18 protein-coding genes and 1 pseudogene are annotated in these 19,981 nt (G+C 40.7%); 9 read left to right on the top strand and 10 right to left on the bottom strand.

All coding sequences use genetic code 11. The annotated features are described in order from the left end of the window. Positions 1-99: 99 nt before the first annotated feature. Genes DXA05_RS20715 through DXA05_RS20705 form a run of 3 tightly spaced genes read left to right on the top strand, consistent with a single transcriptional unit; the run spans position 100 to position 4,065 of the window. The gene (locus DXA05_RS20715) at positions 100-744 is read left to right on the top strand and encodes a two-component regulator propeller domain-containing protein (RefSeq protein WP_128859588.1); all 645 of its coding nucleotides are present in this window, start codon (positions 100-102) and stop codon (positions 742-744) included. Then, complete coding sequence (locus DXA05_RS20710; protein WP_165861542.1) at positions 695-1,768, top strand: two-component regulator propeller domain-containing protein; 1,074 nt, start codon at positions 695-697, stop codon at positions 1,766-1,768. The genes DXA05_RS20715 and DXA05_RS20710 overlap by 50 nt, the downstream gene beginning before the upstream one ends. Then, positions 1,672-4,065: a response regulator gene (locus tag DXA05_RS20705; protein ID WP_128859586.1), complete on the top strand. Its 2,394-nt coding sequence runs from the start codon at positions 1,672-1,674 to the stop codon at positions 4,063-4,065. The genes DXA05_RS20710 and DXA05_RS20705 overlap by 97 nt, the downstream gene beginning before the upstream one ends. Here DXA05_RS20705 and DXA05_RS20700 read toward each other — a convergent pair. From DXA05_RS20700 to DXA05_RS20660, 9 genes and pseudogenes are all read right to left on the bottom strand, one after another. Continuing rightward, positions 4,034-6,784, bottom strand: coding sequence for a TonB-dependent receptor (locus DXA05_RS20700; protein ID WP_128859585.1), 2,751 nt, complete (start codon positions 6,782-6,784; stop codon positions 4,034-4,036). The two genes, DXA05_RS20705 and DXA05_RS20700, sit on opposite strands and share 32 nt — an antisense overlap. A 48-nt stretch (positions 6,785-6,832) precedes the next feature. After that, the gene (locus tag DXA05_RS20695) at positions 6,833-7,396 is read right to left on the bottom strand and encodes a hypothetical protein (protein ID WP_128859584.1); all 564 of its coding nucleotides are present in this window, start codon (positions 7,394-7,396) and stop codon (positions 6,833-6,835) included. A 33-nt stretch (positions 7,397-7,429) separates the two neighbouring features. Then, positions 7,430-7,774, bottom strand: coding sequence for a hypothetical protein (locus tag DXA05_RS20690; protein ID WP_128859583.1), 345 nt, complete (start codon positions 7,772-7,774; stop codon positions 7,430-7,432). Positions 7,775-7,778: 4 nt separating this feature from the next. Beyond that, positions 7,779-8,318 (bottom strand): sigma-70 family RNA polymerase sigma factor, encoded by a 540-nt coding sequence (locus tag DXA05_RS20685; RefSeq protein ID WP_004302175.1) that lies wholly within the window; start codon positions 8,316-8,318, stop codon positions 7,779-7,781. 302 nt (positions 8,319-8,620) lie between these two features. Next, positions 8,621-8,797: a DUF4250 domain-containing protein gene (locus DXA05_RS20680; RefSeq protein ID WP_004316890.1), complete on the bottom strand. Its 177-nt coding sequence runs from the start codon at positions 8,795-8,797 to the stop codon at positions 8,621-8,623. 61 nt (positions 8,798-8,858) lie between these two features. Further along, positions 8,859-10,403: a carboxypeptidase-like regulatory domain-containing protein gene (locus DXA05_RS20675; RefSeq protein WP_120144197.1), complete on the bottom strand. Its 1,545-nt coding sequence runs from the start codon at positions 10,401-10,403 to the stop codon at positions 8,859-8,861. A 21-nt stretch (positions 10,404-10,424) separates the two neighbouring features. Continuing rightward, the gene (locus DXA05_RS20670; protein ID WP_128859582.1) at positions 10,425-11,279 is read right to left on the bottom strand and encodes a FecR domain-containing protein; all 855 of its coding nucleotides are present in this window, start codon (positions 11,277-11,279) and stop codon (positions 10,425-10,427) included. Then, a complete protein-coding gene (locus DXA05_RS20665; protein ID WP_008021410.1) occupies positions 11,279-11,830 on the bottom strand; it encodes an RNA polymerase sigma-70 factor in 552 nt (183 codons plus the stop codon). Before DXA05_RS20665 ends, DXA05_RS20670 begins: the two co-directional genes overlap by 1 nt. A 50-nt stretch (positions 11,831-11,880) precedes the next feature. Beyond that, positions 11,881-13,139: pseudogene (locus tag DXA05_RS20660) on the bottom strand (carboxypeptidase-like regulatory domain-containing protein). Positions 13,140-13,306: 167 nt separating this feature from the next. Here DXA05_RS20660 and DXA05_RS20655 point away from each other — a divergent pair. The 6 genes from DXA05_RS20655 (at position 13,307) to DXA05_RS20630 (ending at position 19,183) form a co-directional block, all read left to right on the top strand. Continuing rightward, complete coding sequence (locus tag DXA05_RS20655) at positions 13,307-13,753, top strand: GNAT family N-acetyltransferase (protein WP_128859581.1); 447 nt, start codon at positions 13,307-13,309, stop codon at positions 13,751-13,753. Positions 13,754-13,837: 84 nt separating this feature from the next. Then, positions 13,838-14,269 (top strand): hypothetical protein, encoded by a 432-nt coding sequence (locus DXA05_RS20650; protein WP_004316897.1) that lies wholly within the window; start codon positions 13,838-13,840, stop codon positions 14,267-14,269. Positions 14,270-14,416: 147 nt separating this feature from the next. Then, positions 14,417-15,052, top strand: coding sequence for a DedA family protein (locus DXA05_RS20645; RefSeq protein WP_004316898.1), 636 nt, complete (start codon positions 14,417-14,419; stop codon positions 15,050-15,052). A gap of 77 nt (positions 15,053-15,129) precedes the next feature. Beyond that, positions 15,130-15,777, top strand: a complete 648-nt coding sequence (locus DXA05_RS20640) for a DUF47 family protein (protein ID WP_087321811.1) — start codon at positions 15,130-15,132, stop codon at positions 15,775-15,777. A gap of 15 nt (positions 15,778-15,792) precedes the next feature. Continuing rightward, positions 15,793-16,809, top strand: coding sequence for an inorganic phosphate transporter (locus tag DXA05_RS20635; protein WP_008644519.1), 1,017 nt, complete (start codon positions 15,793-15,795; stop codon positions 16,807-16,809). Between the two features lie 127 nt (positions 16,810-16,936). Further along, on the top strand, positions 16,937-19,183 hold the full coding sequence (locus DXA05_RS20630) for a cation:proton antiporter (RefSeq protein WP_128859580.1): 2,247 nt from the start codon (positions 16,937-16,939) through the stop codon (positions 19,181-19,183). Positions 19,184-19,705: 522 nt separating this feature from the next. Here DXA05_RS20630 and DXA05_RS20625 read toward each other — a convergent pair. After that, positions 19,706-19,981: hypothetical protein (locus DXA05_RS20625; RefSeq protein WP_128859579.1), on the bottom strand; the 276-nt coding region annotated here is incomplete at its 5' end.

Raw genomic sequence — 19,981 nt, 5'->3', positions numbered from 1 at the left:
TGGAAGGTTTCATATCCGATAAAATAGGTTTCATTTCCGGTTTATCTATACAGGAGGTATTCCTACTATGCTTAAATTCGCTATCTTTGTCTGAAAGTGATGACTACAAAAACCAATTTTGAAACCATGAGACAGACGCTACTACTACTGTTTTTGGCACTCATATTAATGCCGGATACAATCAACGCACTGCCGTTTAAAGAAATATCGACAGACAACGGTTTGAGCAACCGTCGTGTGCAAGAATCAATTTTGGATGATAACGGGTATATATGGTTTGCCACCCGGTCTGGGATTGACAGATACAATGGAGAGTTTTTTGTGCATTATACTTTATCAATATCTGCTGAGAATGAGGTAACAGAGCATCCCAGAGGCATCCTAATCAACGATCAAAAAGAAATTTATGCTTTTAGTGAAGCAAATATCTATAAGTTCTCCTATGAAACGGACTCTTTTCACCAAGTGAACAATGTCAATCTCACGCAACGTGAAGCTATTAATGCAATTACCTTCGACCCGACAGGACATTTATGGATTGGTACTACTGAACATTTATACAGATTCAATACAAACGATTCCACCTTGCAATCCATCAAACAGAAAGTGGCTGTTCACTGCCTGCTTTTCGAAAAAGAAAAACATGGTTGGGCAGGAACATCCAAAGGGGTTTTCCACCTTGTCGAACAGGAGGATGAAAGTTATCTACAGAAGGGAGAAATATCTTTCCGCACTCAACGATAAACGGATACAATCATTGTATCACGACTCATTGACTCATCATCTATGGATTGGTACTTTTTCTCACGGCATTTATATCTATAACAAACCACAGAAAGAACTGATTGCAGACAAGGCTGTTCACCAAGCTGTTCCGGTACGAAGCATCACCTCCGTAGGAACAGACCGTATCTGGGCAGGAGTAGACGGGGCTGGAATTTATGAATACAACAGATTTACCGGGGAACGTGAAACAGAATATTCTCACAATGCCACCGGATACAAGTACCTGAAGGCAAATACGATCTATCATATCTTAGATAATAAAAACTCTATCTGGGTATGCACACATACAGCCGGAGTATTTGTGTACAATAAAAACCGACTGGTAAGCACCACTTATCACCACATAGAAAATAACTCCCAATCGCTAGCCAACAATCATGTGAACTGTTTACTGGAGGACGACCGCAACCGCTTATGGATAGGAACCAACCAAGGTATCAGCCGATATGATCAAACAGATGGTCAATGGCGTCATTTTTTTCAGAATGACCAGAAAGATAATGCCGTCATTCTCTCACTTTGTCAGGATAAAGAAGGGAACGTATGGGCAGGAGGCTATGCCAGTGACGTAATCAATATCGACCGTAACGACCGGATTCACATCATCGATCTTCCCAAAAAGGAAGGAAGCAAACCAACCAAGAATTATATTTATGCCATTACGCAGGATCAGGAAGGCAACATTTGGTTAGGTGGAATCATCAACGAACTGATGAGATATAATCCTACCACTCACAAGGTGGATTATTATCCCATCAAAGGTATTAACCAACTTCTTACTTACGGAAAAGATACACTATTCGTTGCTTCTACCAAAGGAGTGATTATCTTCAATATCCAAACAGAGAAAGGTGATTACCTGCCGTCGGAGAAAAAGAGAAGAGTATGCAATTTATTACTCAAAGCCTCTGTATTCCCCCTTCCACCCCACAGCAACTTTGGATTGGAACAGAAGGAAAAGGAGTACTCTGTTATCAGTTGACTGACGGAACAACCAAACAATACACACAAGCGGACGGTCTTTCTTCCAACAATATTTGTGGAATACAATATGATGGACAAGGACGTATCTGGGTCAGCACCGAAAACGGTTTGAACTGCCTGCATCCCAAACATGGACGGATCGATGTGTTTTATGAAGCGGACGGACTGCCCGACAATATCCTCAACTTCCGTTCCTTTTCACAGTTCCGCAATAACCATATCGTATGGGGAACTCCCGAAGGGGCTTTTGAACTGAACCCCGATGAATTTGCCCAAAAGGATGAGACTTCTTTCAATCTCCGTTTTGAAGAATTCGCTCTGTTCAATGTGCCGGTTCGCCCCGACACAAAAGGTTCTCCCCTGCATACTGTGATTGACCGCACCGAACAGATTGCCCTGACTCACGGACAACATTCCTTTTCTTTCCGCTTCCTGAATTTAGGATACTTGAATGTATCCAAGAATCTATATAGTTGGTATTTGGAAGGCTTCGACCATGCATGGAGTTTACCAACCGACCATCATCATGCTGTATATACGAATATCCCTCCGGGCAATTATACGTTCCGTGTCAAAGTGTTTAGCGGAGGTGATGAAAAGAATTATCAAGAGAGAAGTATTCACATCACTATTGCTCATCCGTGGTGGAATACCCCGTTTGCATGGGTGTTATATCTTTTACTTACCGCACTATTAGTCTATTTCCTGATTAAAGCGTATAAAGATCGCATGGATGCACGGGATTCAGATCAAAAGATCCGTTTCTTTATCAATATAGCTCATGATATACGCACACCGTTGACACTCATAAAGGCTCCTCTGAATGAAATCGAAAATGAGCCTTTGACAGATAACGGACATTCCGCTCTTACCTTGGCACAACGCAACACGGAGAAGTTATTGAATATGGTGTCTCAACTGTTGGATTTCCAAAAGATAGAGCGCGAAGCGATGACGCTGCAAGTGGAAGAAACAGAAATGTCCGCTTTCATCGGCAGCGCGGTAGGCAACTTCGAACCGCTTGCACGTGAAAAAGGAATCAGCCTGCACACACAAATCTCCCCCGAAGGAGAACATCCTATTTTTATCGATCGCCGGAAAGTATCTCTTATTTTGGATAACCTGATTTCTAACTCAATCAAATATACGTGCCAGCACGGGAATGTATGGGTGAAATGTTCACTCACTGATGGGAAATTAGTACTTGAAGTAGTAGATGACGGAATAGGTATATCTACCCAGGCACAAAAGAAATTGTTCAACCGTTTCTACCGTGCTGAAAACGCTGCCAACTCCAAAGAAACCGGTAGCGGCATCGGGCTCTTGCTTACCAAGAAAATGACGTTATTGCATAAAGGCAGCATCGACTTTTCCAGTACGGAAGGAGTCGGAACGACTTTCCGCATCCAGCTTCCTGTATCACAGAGTGACTACAACAAAACGGAACTTATACAGAAAGACTTTCACCCGAAAAAAGAAGTACAACAAGAGAAACAACCAGATGAAGCGGGGAAAATCAAGATCTTGCTAGTAGAAGACAACGAAGAATTACGGGAATACCTCGCCCGTTATCTGAAACAGGATTATTCTATTGTAGAAAGTGCAGACGGACAAGCGGCTTTGGAAGTTGTACGCAAGGAAAATCCCGATTTTATCATCTCGGACGTAATGATGCCACTTCTTTCGGGAACTGAACTCTGCAAACAACTTAAATCGAATATTGAAACCTGCCATATCCCATTGATTCTATTGACGTCACTCGCCGAACGCGAAGACATCATCAAGGGGCTGAATGCAGGAGCCGACGATTATATCACAAAACCGTTCGATCCTGCGGTATTGAAAAGTAAAATTGCTTCTATAATCAATAACCGTAGCTTGTACAGAAAGAAATATATCGACAAGTCCGCTTTCAATGATGAGTCGTTGCTTGTAAACGAACTGGATAAACAATTTATGGAACAGGTAGTGGAATACATTGAAGAAAAGATGATGAATGAAGACTTTTCTATTGATACACTAGCTATGGAGATGGCTATGAGCCGGTCTGTATTTTTTAAAAAAATAAAGTCTCTGACAGGACAAAATCCACAGGAGTTTATCCGTGATATTAAGATGAAACGTGCTGCCACGCTTTTGCGTGAACACAAATATAGTATTGGAGAGATTGCTTATCTGACAGGTTATCCGAATGCTAAATATTTCAGTACAGCATTCAAGAAATACTATGGTTGTACTCCGAGTTCATTTGTGGAAGATGAAATCAGTGCCCCATCATATTCAGACGAAGTATAGCGTGTACCATAAAGTATGAACCCAGTGCATTATAATCTGTGTCGCGAATGGCAGTAGCAGTAATCGTACGTATCATTGAAACGTCCTGACGAAGAATATCGTATATTTTGAAGCGGAGAAGGATTTGTTTCCGCTTTAGGAAAGCTTTCGACAACTGACAGTTCCACATCAGGTTTTCGCGAGCATAGCCACTATAACCATAACCGGAACGTTGAAAATATGTAAGATCACTGAATAGTTCTATGTTCCACGGAAAATAATACTGTATTTCTGTTCCGAAACGATAATCATAAGTCTCCGTACGTGTCTCTTTTACATTATTATAGGAATTATTATAAAGTAACTCCGCACGGGCACTGATTTCCATTTTTTTTGTCCGGTAAGTTAATTGCAGGCGTTGGCGGGCTGTCAAATGTTTCACTGTGCTTTTCACAGGAGCTTCTTTGTTTATTGTGCTATAGCCGTTCTGATTTCTGCATTGCAAATATGAATAAGTACGGAACCTCCAATTCCGGTTCTTGAAAGGAGTATTAAGAGAAAAAGAACCCATAATACGCCAGTTTCCGTTCATATTAAGGGGAGTGGTGGTCCGCACACCGGATTCACTGTCATAAGTCACCTGATTGGTAACACTATTAATGGTGTTCTCCGCCAAAACAGCAGCAACCATATTCCGTTGATGCTTGGCATTATATGAATTGAAGTTCAGCGTAAACGTATTCGTATAAGAAGGTTTCAATGAAGGATTACCGACCTTGATATTTAACGGATTGGTGCGATCTGTTATCGGTTGAAGATCGCGTATATTGGGCTGGCGACTTTTCCCCCGATATACAATCTGCAAACGGGTACGCTTGGAGAACTTATAGCGGAAATTGACGGTAGGAGAAACATTAAAGACTGATTTTTCCAATGGTTCTTCCAACGATTCTTTTTTCTCTAAAAGAGAATGGCTGACAGACTTTTGGGGTTCAAAGTCAGCACCTATATTATAGTTGTATTTCTTCCGGGAAGTGCGGATAGCAAGATTAAACAGGTGATTGCTGTACTGATTCTCAAAACAGTTACTTGCGTCTTCGTCATAATCAGGAGCAAAATCTTCCGCCTTCTTATCCCAGTTATAAACAAACCGGTCGGAATTGTTAATCCGATGCTGATAACTGTAACGAAACTGAAGAAAATGAAGCCAGGGCAAGGGTTCCACGTACACCAGTTGTAGTCGGTAGTTATAGCCGTCCACCTTATCTTCAATCCTCTGATTCTTAACATTCTTCGTGTTATTCTTAAAGTAATGCGTAGTAGAAAGATTCGTTCTATCGGTTGAAGAAGCATTTGTTCCATAATCAACCTTCAAAGCGATGTTTCTTCCCATCCGGCTAAGTTTCCGGCTAAGCTGAAGCATCATGGTCATGTTATAAGAAGAGCTATGAGTGGTTCCGGATGATTTCCTTTCATTCAACAATACGTCATTGCCCCACCCTTGCTGAAAGCCACTACTACCTCTGTCATTAACAGCCGTACGATATTGAGGACGGAAAATCAATGTTGTAACGGAGTCCATTTTCCATTCTAAAAAAGCATTCGCTACGAGATTATCATTTCCCTGGCGATTGTGTCCGGTACTTTCAGTAATAGATTTGTCTTTACGAAGATAATTATCGACTGTAGTACGACTATCCTCCAGCCGGTCTGTTCCCACATATTGAATGTTCGACCGGAGTTTGACACGCTGCCAGTCATAAGTGACGTTCACTCCCAAAGAACGGGAAGTGGTCAGTCCTTTTTGAGTGCGAAGATTACCGGAGGAACTAGCAGATTCTCCTTGCATCTCCGAAAAGCCCTGATTGTTTGTATTATTCAGATTCCCGATAACCGTCAATTGAGAGTTACTCCGGAAACGATTTAAAGTATTAGCTAGTTCATAACGGTCTTTGCTTCCATACCCGCCCATGAAATTCTCCATCCAACCCCGTTTCATATTTTTCTTGACCGACAGGTCGAGAATCATTTCCTCTTCGCCATCATCAATACCAGTAAGACGGGCAAGATCGGACTGGCGTTCGTAAGCTTTCAGTTTCTCTACCATCTCTACAGGGAGATTTTTAAGTGCTGCCTTCGGGTCGTCGGAAAAGAACTCCTTCCCATCCACCAGAATCTTTTTCACTTCCTTTCCATGAATCAACAGTTTGCCATCCTCGTCTATTTCGCCGCCGGGAAGTTGTTTCACCAATTCTTCCAGCATAGAACCTTCAGGAGTACGATAGGCCGAAGCATTAAAGACAGTAGTATCTCCTTCGGTCACAACCATCGGTGCTTGTCCCACAACAACGGTTTCTGTTAATGAAATGCTCTCCGGAGTTAAAGAAATATCGCCTAAAATCGGTGTTTTGTTATCTGTTGAAGCTGATATAGTCCGAAAAACAGGGGTATATCCGATATAAGAAATATGTAACAGAATGGATTTACTTTTAGGAATAACGACGGCTAACTGAAATTTGCCTTGTGCATCTGTTGCCCCACCCGCCAGTAAGGTACTATCCGGTAAAGCCAAAAGCCGGACCGTAGCAAACGGTACCGGCTGATTGGTTTCAGTATCAATCACACGACCGGAAAAACGCTCTTTGCCGGACTGAGCAAAAACAGTCAAACTAATCAGTAACAAGACATAACAAGTAATCAAACGGTACTGAAAAGAATAAATATGGCTGCCTATGTTCAAATTGTGTTGATTTAGTAAAATAAAACTATAATAAAATAAACCTAATCTTTATTTCTGGTCTTGACGCGGAGCACGAGGTCTTTGTCCTTGGTGGTGTCCCTGTCCCGGTTTCTGACCTTTTCTGCGGTCAAATTCTTTTCTGAATTTATTAGCATTCATCTTTTCCTGCTGATAAATCTTCAGAATCTGCTTCTGCGAAAGTATCTTGCTGAATTCATTGTAATACTTTTCACGAATATCCAGCATTTTACGACTTTGAGTAAACTGGTTTCGCAACATGGTTGCAATCTCGTCGTCAGTCATGGACGGACGTTCTTTCTTAGCATTAGCGTCTGTGCCTTGTGCTTTAGTTTTCTCTGTTCTCGCCTTATGAGTCATCATACGACATTCACGCAATTCTTTCAGATACTTCTCGTATACCGGAGTAAATTTAGCTGCCGTTGCATCATCCAACATCAACGTATTTACTATTTGTTTAGTCTGCATCTGCACCATTTGTTCCGGTGTAGGACGCTGTTTTTTTTGTTTGTTATCCGTATTCTGTGCAGACAAAGTCATCTGGCTTCCCATCAGGAGAACGGCCATAATTACATAAATAAATTTAGTCTTCATAATCTTCACGTTTAAAATAATTAATTGAGTTACTTAATTCAAAAATATATCATTTTCAGAGAAGCTGACGAGCTCTTCCAACTCCTCATCTGATAGTTCTTTAATCCATTTATCTACCGGTTCCGTACCATTGGCTAATACTTTCGAAGAAGATGTTGTCACCTCATCTGCCTGTCGCAAAGACGGAACAAACAGAAATCCGACCCATACGGCTGCTATGGTAATCACCGTAGAAATAATCAGCTTCGTATGAGACTTCCGCTGTTGCTTCACTCCGGCACGTTCCATCACCTTTCGTTGCACGTCCTCGAAGAATCCATCGGGGGTACGGTAAGGTGTCCGTTTTACAATATCATCAAAATCAAAATCCTTTTTCATCGTTCTATCTGTTTAATATATATTCCTTTATCTTCTCTTTCGCATAGTGGTAATTCACTTTTAGTGTATCCACTTTACTATCCAGTACACGGGCGATCTCTTCATATTCAAGTTCATCGTAATAACGCAAGTTGAATACCAGCCGTTGCTTTTCCGGCAGACTTAAAATAGCTTCCTGAAACTTTACTGCCAACTCATTCTCATAATCAATGTAATCGGAAGCCTTCAACTTGCCCATCAACTCTTCCTGAACATCTTCCGCGGAAACAACTCCTTCATCTTTACGTCCGTTGAGCAAACGTAAACTCTCATTCGTCGCAATCCGGTAAATCCAGGTTGACAGTGAACTTTCTTCGCGAAACTGATCGATATGCCGGAATACCCGGATAAAGACTTCCTGAAGCACATCTTCCGCATCTTCATGAGATACAACCAGTCTACGGATATAATTATATATCGGCACCTGAAAAGAGTCCATCAGCATCTTGAATCCCCGTTCGCGATTCGAGGCACAAGCTTCACGAATTTTATTCTCGTTTATCATCAATTCTTTTTCTGAACTTTATTAGTTAGAACGCGGAAGATTGCCGAAGTTAAATATGGGATTTGGTATTTTGCTTTTATTAACAAGAGAGGGAGAACTGGCGGAAATCATTGTCGGTATATACGATAGGAATAAACACATGATTCCTGATGACGTTTAGATGAAGGTAGAAAATTATAGTGACGCTATATGCTTGGGATAGTGACGGCATGAGACAATGATGCCGTCACTATCCCGAGCATATAGCGTCACTATGTTTTTAGTAGAAATACTCTATTTATAAGCTGTAAACAAGGAGATGATTACCAGAACTTATTGTGTTCCGCACTATATTCAAAGCCTGCGGCTTTCAACTGATTCACTAATTCATCCTTGTTCACATTCATATCTTCACAAAGTTCGTCAAGTGAAGAATAGCAATCGCGCAACTTCATATTGATGACGCTGAACAACATCATCGGATCTTTCGGTAATTCCATAACATACAATCTTTTAAACCGGGTGCAAAGGTACAGCAATCCCGTTGAATGGCAAAACAAATCAATCACCTATTTCTTCTATCTTCAAAGAGATTTTTTCTATTAGTTTGCTGATTTCTTCTTCCAATGGGATCACATTGAAGTCTTTCCAAAAGTTCTCATCGTATTTGAAATATGTGTCGGAGAAGATTGTACGAGTAGGCAATCTTTCTGTACGGGGAAACGCGACTACCTGTCCGGTTTCCACCTTGCAAGTAATCATCTCAAACCAGATATGAAGATCGCGACTGCCAAACAGCATTTTTGTACGTTTCACTTTGAAATGAAGATCGCCCCGGATATGATGTATGTAATAAGTTCCTTGCCACGGTTTATAAGAAATGGTATATACCACTTTTTGAGGAATCATCCGTACGTTGCGTGCGCGCCTTTCGACGAACATACCTGCCGCATTTTTCACATATACAGGATGAACTTCCAGACGGGCTTGCAATAAGGCGCTCGTTTCAGAATCAAGGAATAGTTCTCCGCAAAAAAGAGGTTCACTGATTCCTTTTTTCTGTTCAAAATGCACCACATTTACAAACCGGTCTTCTAAAAATGTCACGCCCTCCGAAGTATAGGTATAAATGCTATTCTCGATACTGGGAGTCAGGAATTCGGGCATATCTTTTATAATATCCATCTGGATACAAGCCTGGATTCCCGACTTTACTTTTACCAATAAGCTATCTTTCGCTTCCACATTGCTTAGTCGACTCATTTTCAACAGCTTCACTTGATCTGGCACTGCTGAATGTGAGGATGTCTTATAAACCTTGAACACTGCTTCCGACAAGTTTTGAAATTTATTTTTCAACTGAACTCCTTCACGATAAAAGGTAGTCAGATACACGGGAGTATGCGAATAGTTCTGTTCCCTCCGTTCAATCATTTCCCGCAAAAGTTTCTTTGGTTCACTTCGACGAATCACTACTTCCTGCAAAGGAACCACTTTAGGTTCGAGACTAAGTATATTGTGCCGTCCAATCAACAAAGCAAACTCTATATCTTGTGAAAGATAACCTATATGAGAAAAGGTAATCGAATCGTTTTTTAAAGAATCGGGTAAGGACAGTTTAAAATCTCCATTCTGATTTGTTATGCTGCCGATAGATGTCCCCCTCACTCCAACAGTAGCTGAAGAGATGGGCACACCCGTCTCCTTATCCAGCAAAGTGCCGGTAATGGAAAAGTTAATAGGCTGCTTCGGAATGGAATCCTGTTGTATATGAATCTTTTTCTCCGAAGGGAGAGTAATCAGAATATGAGTACCAATCACCTGAAACTCCAAACCGGTATCTCCCACTATATCGTACACCGCTTGGCGAATAGATCGTTCTCCTCCCTTTATCTTCACGACAGCATCATTATCAATAACTTTACTGTCATAAATAAACATATATCCCGACTGTTGGGAGACATTACCTAATAATGAATAAACAGTGCCTTTTGTCTTTGGAAGCCGAACTATCCGTTCCAATACATCGCCCCCATCCGCTCTCATCGTATCGACTACGAAAAAGAGTATGAATAGAATGGATAGATAGCGATAAGCCTGTTTCATTTTCTCAAGTTGAAATGAGTTTTATTCTGATAACAAAAGAATATCACCTTGCCGGACACATTGCAGACCGAGTGCGCTAGCTATCAGAGTAGCTACGACTTCAGAAAACTCATCAGAAAATTCAACCGTCAGTCTGCGTTCCCCCAATGCAGGTGAAGCCACTTGAATCTGCAAACTATCCGAATTCAGGTTCATCACTTTCAGAATGTTCGCCAAAGATTCATCTTTAAAACGTATGTGTTTAAAGAAGCTCCCCCATTCTTCATTCTCTTTATCCGCATCGAGAACGACTAATCGTTGCGATTGCACCACTACTGCCTCTCCCGCTTTTACATAACATTCCTGATTTCCTTTTTTTAGAGTAACTTTCACAATCCCTCTTTGTACAGATAAGCGGAACGGAGCATGTTCATCGCTCTGTACACTGAAAGCGGTTCCCAAAACTTCAATTTTAGCTTGTTCCGTATCAATCCAAAAGGGTTGTCCCTGCTTCTTTGCTACGTCGAAGAAAGCATTTCCCTGCAAACTCACTTCCCGTTTATCAGCAATAAAGTGCTCCGGATATAATAAGGAGGTTTCCTTTGCCAAAAGTACCACAGAACCGTCTTCAAGAGTCGTTGCCAAAGTGGAAATGCCTTGATTTTCCTGTGTAAGAAAATTCTGTGCCGGTTCTCTTTCAGAACCGGTCATCCAATACAAAGCTCCCCAGACGAAGCCTATCAAAACGGCGGCAACTGCTCCGTATCTGATCCATAGTGAATGTTTGCGTATAGGACTTCTCTCATCAACTTTCGCAAGTAAACGGTCATTGTCCAGGCGATTATACAATCGGTTCCATGCCTGATCTGTCTTTATTTTATAAATTTCTGTTTTCATCACTTCATGTGAATATAAGTTTCAACTTCTTCTCGTAATGTCCGGAGGGCTTTTGTCATTTCAGCTTCTACTGTTTTTACTGAAAGAGAAAGCTGTGTCGCTATCTCCACATATTTCCGCCCCTCCAAACGATGCATCTCAAAAATCTGTCGTCTGCGGACTGGCAGCTTTTCAAGAGTGTTATTTATGAATTTCTGTAATTCCTCATACTCCATCTGTTGATGAGGATCTGTCGACTGCTCCGGATTGGAAGTGTTCAATACTGCTTCACGGTATCTATTCCTAACTTCTTCGTGTTCACAATACTGCAAAGATTGATTGCGAGTCGCCCTGTACAGATAGCTTTTAACGGACTGGAAAATCTGTAAGCGCACCCTTTCTTTCCAAAGTACATAGAAAAGCTCTTCTACAATCTCTTCCGCTACCGCCATCTGCCCGGTAATGCCTGCCGCATAACAGCAAAGAGGAAAATAGTAACGGCGAAAGAGTTCCTCAAACGCTTTTATGTCACCTTCCTTTATCTTTTTTAGTATGAGCAGTTCATCCAGCATACTTGCTTTTCTTTATGATTGACTTCAAATATAAGAAAACTATCCCTGTTTCAATTCGATTGCTTTTTCAATTTATCCACTGCGTGCTCCAAAGATTCCGTAGGTTCGATGATATTGTAGTTTCCCCAAAAGTCAGGATTCCAGTATTCGTCTACTTTATCATAAAATATTTGATTCAGGCTGAAAGCTTCTTTGTTGGGTATATTCTCCAATACTCCTTCTTTTCTATCGGTCACTACCATTTCGGAAGCTACCGTATAGCTTGTGGAAAATAACTTCCGCTTCCAGTCACATTTAAAACGGATCGTATTACGAATATAGTTCAGATACGTTTTTCCATCTACATCTTTATAAGTGACCAGGTAAGAGAGTTCTTGCGGTTTGAATCTTAAACCGAGAGGTTTCTTATACAGAATTGCGGTGGTCGCCTCGATTTATTCTGCATATCCAGACTCATTTCTATACGGGTGAATGACAACCGTTCACGATCGATATACAATTTACCGTATAATAAAGCGTACATAAGAATGACTTTCGGGCGGAAATTAATAACATACTGCATACGATTATCTATAAGCATGGATTCTGTCATCCAGAATTCGTAATTATTCAATTCTTCAAAATCGAGTAACGCTCCCTTGTTCTTCACGACATCCAAAGTGACGCCCAGATTAGGACCACCCACAACTTTGACAGCTAATGTGTCACTCGCTTTCTGACTAAGCAGGCGACGTCCCTTCTCCACCCGCACTTTGTCATAGTTTATATTTCTATTGGTATAGGCTGTTTTGGATACATCGAGCACTGCCTCCGATATACCGATATATCGACGCCCTTTCTGTACGGTTTCCCGGTAAAATCCTGTCAGCATATCACGCTTATCACTATAATTTAAAGGGATCTTATTGATTGCTTTCTCTACAATTATACGTGGATTTTCGGCAAATACCACCACTTCATTCAACAGATTGGAATGAGGCGTCAGCCAAACTGTCAACATAGCGGCTGTTTCTTTCTCCAAAGAGATATGAGTATTTACATAGCCGATATGTGAAATGTCCAGTTCACGCGGGGTTTCCGTTTTTTTAATCTTCAAAGCAAATTCTCCTTCCGCATTCGTCACAGTACCGATATTGCTACCATGCACCGATACATTTACGTTCTCCAGAGCTTTTTTATTTTGCTTGTCTTTCACCATACCAACGATCGTAAGATAATCTCCGGCATCTCCTTGCGCCCACACTGGAAAGCTACAAAGCAGCAAACAAACTGATAGCCATCCAACCAAGTGTTTTTCTACATTCTTCATACTGATGCTTTTTAAAGGTAAATAAATTGCGTTTCTACTAATAAGAGCGCTCAAACCGGAAATACCCTACAGCTTTTACAAAAAAAAGAAAAAGAAATCAGATTTCAATACCATATCCGGAAATTAATAGTAATTTTCCCGGCAAATTAATGATAAAAGCAATCGCCATGATACGCAAATTAGACAAGACCGAATACGCCCTGGCTGCATCGTTAGCATTGGAGGTATATATACAATGTGGAGCGGAAGACTTCGATGAAGAAGGTTTGAATTTATTCAAAAGCTTTATCTCCAGCGAGCAACTGATGAATGAATTAGTGATTTACGGTGCTTTTGAGGATAAGAATCTGGTCGGCATCATGGGGACAAAGAATGAAGGAAAACATCTATCCTTGTTTTTTATCAGGAATGAATACCACCGTAAAGGTATCGGCAGACAATTATTCAATTTTGCGATCAATCACTGTCCGGTAAATGAAATGACAGTTAATTCATCCACGTACGCTATTCCTTTTTATCAAAGTTTGGGTTTCGACAAGATTGCCGGGAAACAATGTACCAACGGGATAACCTATACTCCGATGAAATTTACGATGAGTTGCCTCAAAGAATAATTCTCGGTAGTCACTGATATAATTGTTAATTATGCTTGTGAATATGTATTTCATATAAAAATAGTTTCTACCTTTGCGACCGTTATGATGAAGTACATATTCTGTATACTATTAGGCGTATTTCTGAATTGGGGATTCCATCTGATTTCCGATGAAGCACAGGAGGCATACCGGTTAGAAACCGGTAGTACCAGCATACAAACCTATACCAATTCATACACCTCCAAAACCAGCATCATACAGCTGGATAAAGAACAGAAACTAGTCAAAACAAAAGAATACACCGGAAAGCAAGATTACAATAACGATAATGGCGTTTTAAATCCATTCTCCTTCCGCCACCTCTCTCCTTTAAAGATACTACGATTCAATATTCCTTCTGTCACTATCCGTATACTAAGCTCTCTGAAGATCCAGCTTCCTCAAAACCAATGGACAGGTTTTTCATATTATACCAATCTTTTTAAATATTCTGATAGATATCATATCTATTCATTAGGCCACATACTCATTTAGCCATTTTATATTTTTCCGGCATAAGACTATTCCAGTCTTTGATGCCTCACTTTCGGTTTGCATCCTCCATTTGAGTGAAAAGAGTATTCACTATGGTCTGGAAGCCAATAACATTCTTTTTTTACCATAACAACCAAAGTATATAAAATGGACTTTTTATTGGATTTCATCCTTCATATCGATCAATATATGGTTATGATTGTGCGTGATTATCATGCCTGGACGTATGCCATTTTGTTTTTTATAATCTTCTGTGAAACCGGATTAGTGGTCACTCCTTTTCTTCCAGGTGATTCTCTGCTCTTCGTTGCAGGAGCTATTTCTGCCTTACCTGACATGCCTATCAGTGTGCATATACTCGTTATCATTTTATTTGCCGCTGCCGTATTAGGCGATTCCTGCAATTACATGATCGGACATTTCTTCGGTCGAAAGCTTTTTAATAATCCCAATTCCAAGATATTCAAACAAAGCCATCTGGAGAAGACACACGAGTTTTATAAGAAATATGGTGGGAAAACAATTATTCTTGCCAGATTCGTCCCGATAGTACGCACGTTTGCTCCCTTCGTAGCAGGAATGGGAAAGATGAACTATTACTATTTTATGATGTATAATTTAGCGGGTGGTGCGGCTTGGGTTGGCATATTCTGCTACGCCGGTTATTTCTTCGGAGACCTTCCGTTTGTACAAGAGAACTTGAAACTGCTGATCGTTGCCATCATATTCATCTCTATATTGCCTGCAATCATAGAGGTAGTACGAGCCAAACTAAAGTCTTAAAACGCCAAACTATAATCTGTATTCATTTGTTACTAATATAAATAGAGAAGAAAAAACAATTTAAAGTTTTTACACTTATGAAAAATTCTTTTTTTAGCCGGTTTACTCCAAAGGAGCCCAAATTTTTCCCATTGCTGAAACAACTTTCAGAAGTGCTTTGTGAAGCATCCGTTGTTTTAACAGAAAGCTTGCAACATGACTCACCTACAGAACGTGCAGACTACTATAAGAAAATCAAAGAGCTGGAACGTGAAGGGGACAAACTGACGCATCGGATTTTTGATGAATTGGGCACTACATTCATCACTCCTTTCGACCGTGAAGATATTCATGACTTAGCTTCCTGCATGGATGATGTCATCGATGGAATAAATAGTTGTGCCAAACGAATCTCTATTTACAATCCCCGTCCTATCTCGGAGAACGGCAAAGAATTGAGCCGTTTGATTCAGGAAGAAGCGACCTACATCTGTAAAGCCATGGACGAACTTGAAATATTCCGTAAGAAACCGACTCTTCTCCGGGAATATTGCTCAAGATTACATGAAATCGAGAATCAGGCAGATGACGTATATGAATTCTTTATCACCAAGCTATTTGAAGAAGAAAAGGATTGCATTGAACTTATCAAAATTAAAGAAATCATGCATGAACTGGAGAAAACGACCGATGCCGCAGAGCACGTAGGCAAGATTCTGAAAAACCTGATTGTAAAGTACGCATAAAGTAAGCCGGAACACATGGAATTATTAGTGACTATCATTATTCTGGCTCTGATATTCGATTATATCAACGGCTTTCACGATGCAGCAAACTCAATAGCTACAATCGTATCTACCAGGGTGCTTACGCCCTTTCAAGCTGTACTATGGGCTGCTTTCTTCAATTTCGTTGCTTTTTTCATTGCCAAATACATAATAGGCGGATTCGGTATTGCCAACACAGTATCCAAAACGGTGGTAGAACAATATATCACTTTACCTATTATATTGGCAGGAGTAATAGCAGCCATCACCTGGAACCTGGTAACATGGTGGAAAGGTATCCCGTCTTCATCCTCACATACGCTTATCGGAGGATTTGCAGGAGCTGCCATTATGGCAAACGGGTTTGAAGCAATTCAACTTAATATCATTCTTAAAATTGCAGCTTTCATCTTTCTGGCTCCTTTTATCGGAATGGTGATTGCTTTCGGTTTCACTCTGTTTGTGCTATATATCTGCCGGCGCGCACATCCTCATACAGCTGAAGTCTGGTTTAAGAGGTTGCAGCTCGTTTCTTCCGCCCTCTTTAGCGTCGGACATGGTTTGAATGATTCACAAAAAGTAATGGGTATCATTGCCGCTGCCATGATAGCTGCCCATTCTATGGGATTGGGCATGGGTATCAACAGCATCAATGATCTTCCCGACTGGGTTGCTTTTTCGTGTTTCACCGCCATCTCACTCGGCACCATGTCCGGAGGTTGGAAAATAGTAAAGACAATGGGAACCAAAATCACCAAAGTAACCCCATTGGAAGGAGTAATTGCCGAAACAGCCGGTGCTTTCACTCTCTACATTACGGAAATGCTGAAAATCCCCGTTAGTACTACGCATACTATCACAGGTGCAATCATCGGAGTAGGTGCAACCAAACGCCTCTCTGCCGTTCGCTGGGGAATAACAAAAAGCCTCATGACTGCCTGGATTCTTACAATTCCGGTCAGTGGACTCTTGGCAGCAGCTATCTATTATATTGTTTCCCTCTTTTTGTAGAGGAAAACAATATAATGAATAATTGACTGCCGACACTCTCGCAAAAGAAAAGAGCTGAACATCCATGTCCCTTGTCTCTTTTCTGTCTAACTATCAGGAATATAAAAATGAATAAATCCATCACTAAATGTCACATTTTCCAACTTTGATTGCCGACCTTGCGCTGATATTAATATCGGCCAGTGTAATAACCTTGCTGTTCAAATGGATGAAACAACCTTTAGTCTTAGGTTACATCATTGCCGGATTACTAGCGGGGCCTTATATAAATATTTTCCCCACCGTGGGAGATATCGAAAATATCAATATATGGGCGGAAATAGGTGTTATATTCCTGCTCTTTGCACTTGGACTGGAGTTTAGTTTTAAAAAGCTCATGAATGTAGGTTCCACAGCTTTTATTACGGCCACCACCGAAGTCGTCAGTATGTTGCTCATAGGTTTTCTGGTAGGACAATTATTAGAATGGGGCACGATGAATTCCATCTTTCTTGGGGGAATGTTGTCCATGTCGTCTACCACAATTATCATCAAGGCCTTTGATGATTTGGGGTTACGCAACCAGCGTTTCACGGGTATCGTATTCGGAACTCTGGTAGTGGAAGACCTAATTGCCATTTTAATGATGGTACTTCTTTCTACAATGGCGGTAAGTCAGGACTTTGTGGGTGAAGATTTATTGATTAGTGTTCTCAAAGTCGTTTTCTTTTTAATCCTGTGGTTTCTCATCGGTATTTTCGTTATTCCGGCTTTTCTTAAAAAAGCAAAGAAGCTGATGAATAATGAGACGCTTTTGATTGTTTCGATCGGTCTTTGTCTGGGAATGGTGGTATTGGCCACCTATACAGGCTTTTCAACGGCGTTAGGTGCATTTATCATGGGATCTATCCTTGCCGAAACCATCGAAGCCGAACACATCGAACATATCATACAACCGGTAAAAGACCTCTTCGGAGCTATTTTTTTCGTATCAGTCGGTATGCTGGTGAATCCGGCTGTATTGGTAGAATATGCCTGGCCTGTTATCATCATTACTCTGGTTACCATTATCGGTAAAGCCATTTTCTCTTCATTTGGCGTACTCTTATCCGGAGAGCCACTGAACACTTCTATCAAATCCGGATTCAGCCTGGCACAAATTGGAGAGTTTGCTTTCATCATTGCCGGACTGGGTGTTTCGCTCAAAGTGCTCGATCCGTTTATTTCACCTATTATTGTGGCTGTATCTGTTATCACCACTTTCACGACTCCTTATTTTATCCGTTTAGCCAACCCTTTTGCCGAATGGCTTTACAAAATATTGCCTACTAAAGTACAGGAGACATTAGATCGTTATGCTTCCGGCAAGAAAACCATGAACCACGATAGTGACTGGAAGAAATTACTAAAAAACATGATTGGCAGGGTTATTATTTATAGCGTATTGCTCACTGCTATCTGGCTGCTGTCTATACAAATCATTTATCCCGCCATCAGTGAAATGTTTGCTCCTGTTACCCTATGGATTAATCTGGTGATGTGTCTGGGTACCCTTTTGCTTATGACTCCTTTTTTGTGGGCACTCATCTCCAACAAATACAACTCTTCCGAATTATTCCTGAAGCTATGGAGAGATGAGAATTACAATCACGGACGACTGGTTTCTCTCGTTCTAGGCCGGGTATCTGTTGCTCTTTTCTTTATCACTAGCGTAGTTATCAGCTATTTCAAGCTGAACTGGGGAATAAGTGTGATTATTGCCATAGCTGTTGTGGCATTGATTCTTATTCTTAGGGAAGACCTCACGCAATATTCACGATTGGAAACGAGATTCCTAGCCAATCTTAACCGACGGGAAGAGGTTGCTAAAAAACGACACCCGCTAAAAACAAGTTTCAATAGCGAGTTCAATGACAAGGACCTTGATTTGACGTCTGTCGTGGTATCGCCTTATTCCGATTACATCGGCAAGTCTTTAGGAGAACTTTCATTCAGGCAAAATTTTGGAGTGAATGTGGTTGCAATCACGCGTGGTGATTTGAATATATACATTCCGAAAAGTTCTGAACCTATTTATCCGCAGGATAAACTGACTGTAGTCGGTACGGATATGCAATTGCAGGAGTTCAGAAATAGAATTGAAGATGTAAAAAACACAATAGATACGGATGCAGTAGATAAAAAGATGACGCTCCACTCTTTCACTGTAGATGATGAATTCCGTTTCTTAAATAAAACCATTGCACAGTCTCATTTGGGAGAAAAGTACGACGGTATCGTTGTGGCTATTGAACGGAATAATGAATTGATCCCTCTGGATAAAGATACGGCTTTCCAATTAGGAGATCTCGTTTGGATTGTGGGTAACCGCGAGAAGATTAGAGAAATACTGTAATAAAGTCCGGGTTCAAATAAATCACATTACATATAAAACAAAAGAGAGCTGTAAACATTTAATCTACAGCTCTCTTATTTTGATTTATTGTATATTCAGCGATCTTTACTTCACTTCCTCAAATATAAAGTATATTGATAATCAATTAGTTACTGTTAGCAAGGTACAAATGATATGCAAATGTAAGTATAAAACCATATAGAAAAAGTACAAATGGACATTACTTTGTATGATAACATCCTTTTCTACAGATTAAGGGTCAATACAATGATATACTACTGATATTCAGTATATTGAAGCTGTTCCTTCCTTGCATTCAACAAAGAGCGTTAAATTATATTAAATCCTACAGGACCATTATGATTCGTGCAAAGATAATATTTTGCAGTCAAAGGAAGAAAGACTTCTTGAACCTCTTATATGGTTCTGTGCTTCTGTTTCTGACGTAAGCTGACCCGTACGGTTTTCGAGCTTCAAACAGACATATATACAGTTTACTTTAGGTTAGCATATATATAAAAGCTAACCAAGGTAAACTAAAGTGTTTTTGTCCTGTAGATACTGCACTTTGTGGACTCTTTTCTCCTTTGACTGCAAAAACCTCTTATAGCCTTTTCTCCACTTGTAACGTTCAGTCATACTGCTGTACCATGCTGTCTGCCATGTACCACCCCATCGGGCTTTGATAGGAATTGTGTTGCAAAGGTACCTGTCATGGCGTTCATCCTGCAAGGTCGGTGCCTGTGGTTTGTCCGTGAAATCTCCACGCTCTGATTGTGGCAGAGGTAGTATTTGACG

This window comes from Bacteroides sp. AM54-2NS (assembly GCF_003602935.1).
In the GTDB taxonomy this organism is placed as follows: domain Bacteria; phylum Bacteroidota; class Bacteroidia; order Bacteroidales; family Bacteroidaceae; genus Bacteroides; species Bacteroides xylanisolvens.
Note: the sequence above shows the minus strand (reverse complement) of the source record. Positions and strands in the feature narration are given on the sequence as shown.

What these genes read in the sequence shown, in the direction of transcription:
- DXA05_RS20715 (WP_128859588.1), top strand. Translation starts at nt 100, where the DNA reads ATGACTACAAAAACCAATTTTGAAACCATGAGACAGACGCTACTACTA.
- DXA05_RS20710 (WP_165861542.1), top strand. Translation starts at nt 695, where the DNA reads ATGAAAGTTATCTACAGAAGGGAGAAATATCTTTCCGCACTCAACGAT.
- DXA05_RS20705 (WP_128859586.1), top strand. Translation starts at nt 1,672, where the DNA reads ATGCAATTTATTACTCAAAGCCTCTGTATTCCCCCTTCCACCCCACAG.
- DXA05_RS20695 (WP_128859584.1), bottom strand. Translation starts at nt 7,396, where the DNA reads ATGAAGACTAAATTTATTTATGTAATTATGGCCGTTCTCCTGATGGGA.
- DXA05_RS20690 (WP_128859583.1), bottom strand. Translation starts at nt 7,774, where the DNA reads ATGAAAAAGGATTTTGATTTTGATGATATTGTAAAACGGACACCTTAC.
- DXA05_RS20685 (WP_004302175.1), bottom strand. Translation starts at nt 8,318, where the DNA reads ATGATAAACGAGAATAAAATTCGTGAAGCTTGTGCCTCGAATCGCGAA.
- DXA05_RS20680 (WP_004316890.1), bottom strand. Translation starts at nt 8,797, where the DNA reads ATGGAATTACCGAAAGATCCGATGATGTTGTTCAGCGTCATCAATATG.
- DXA05_RS20675 (WP_120144197.1), bottom strand. Translation starts at nt 10,403, where the DNA reads ATGAAACAGGCTTATCGCTATCTATCCATTCTATTCATACTCTTTTTC.
- DXA05_RS20670 (WP_128859582.1), bottom strand. Translation starts at nt 11,279, where the DNA reads ATGAAAACAGAAATTTATAAAATAAAGACAGATCAGGCATGGAACCGA.
- DXA05_RS20665 (WP_008021410.1), bottom strand. Translation starts at nt 11,830, where the DNA reads ATGCTGGATGAACTGCTCATACTAAAAAAGATAAAGGAAGGTGACATA.
- DXA05_RS20655 (WP_128859581.1), top strand. Translation starts at nt 13,307, where the DNA reads ATGATACGCAAATTAGACAAGACCGAATACGCCCTGGCTGCATCGTTA.
- DXA05_RS20650 (WP_004316897.1), top strand. Translation starts at nt 13,838, where the DNA reads ATGATGAAGTACATATTCTGTATACTATTAGGCGTATTTCTGAATTGG.
- DXA05_RS20645 (WP_004316898.1), top strand. Translation starts at nt 14,417, where the DNA reads ATGGACTTTTTATTGGATTTCATCCTTCATATCGATCAATATATGGTT.
- DXA05_RS20640 (WP_087321811.1), top strand. Translation starts at nt 15,130, where the DNA reads ATGAAAAATTCTTTTTTTAGCCGGTTTACTCCAAAGGAGCCCAAATTT.
- DXA05_RS20635 (WP_008644519.1), top strand. Translation starts at nt 15,793, where the DNA reads ATGGAATTATTAGTGACTATCATTATTCTGGCTCTGATATTCGATTAT.
- DXA05_RS20630 (WP_128859580.1), top strand. Translation starts at nt 16,937, where the DNA reads ATGTCACATTTTCCAACTTTGATTGCCGACCTTGCGCTGATATTAATA.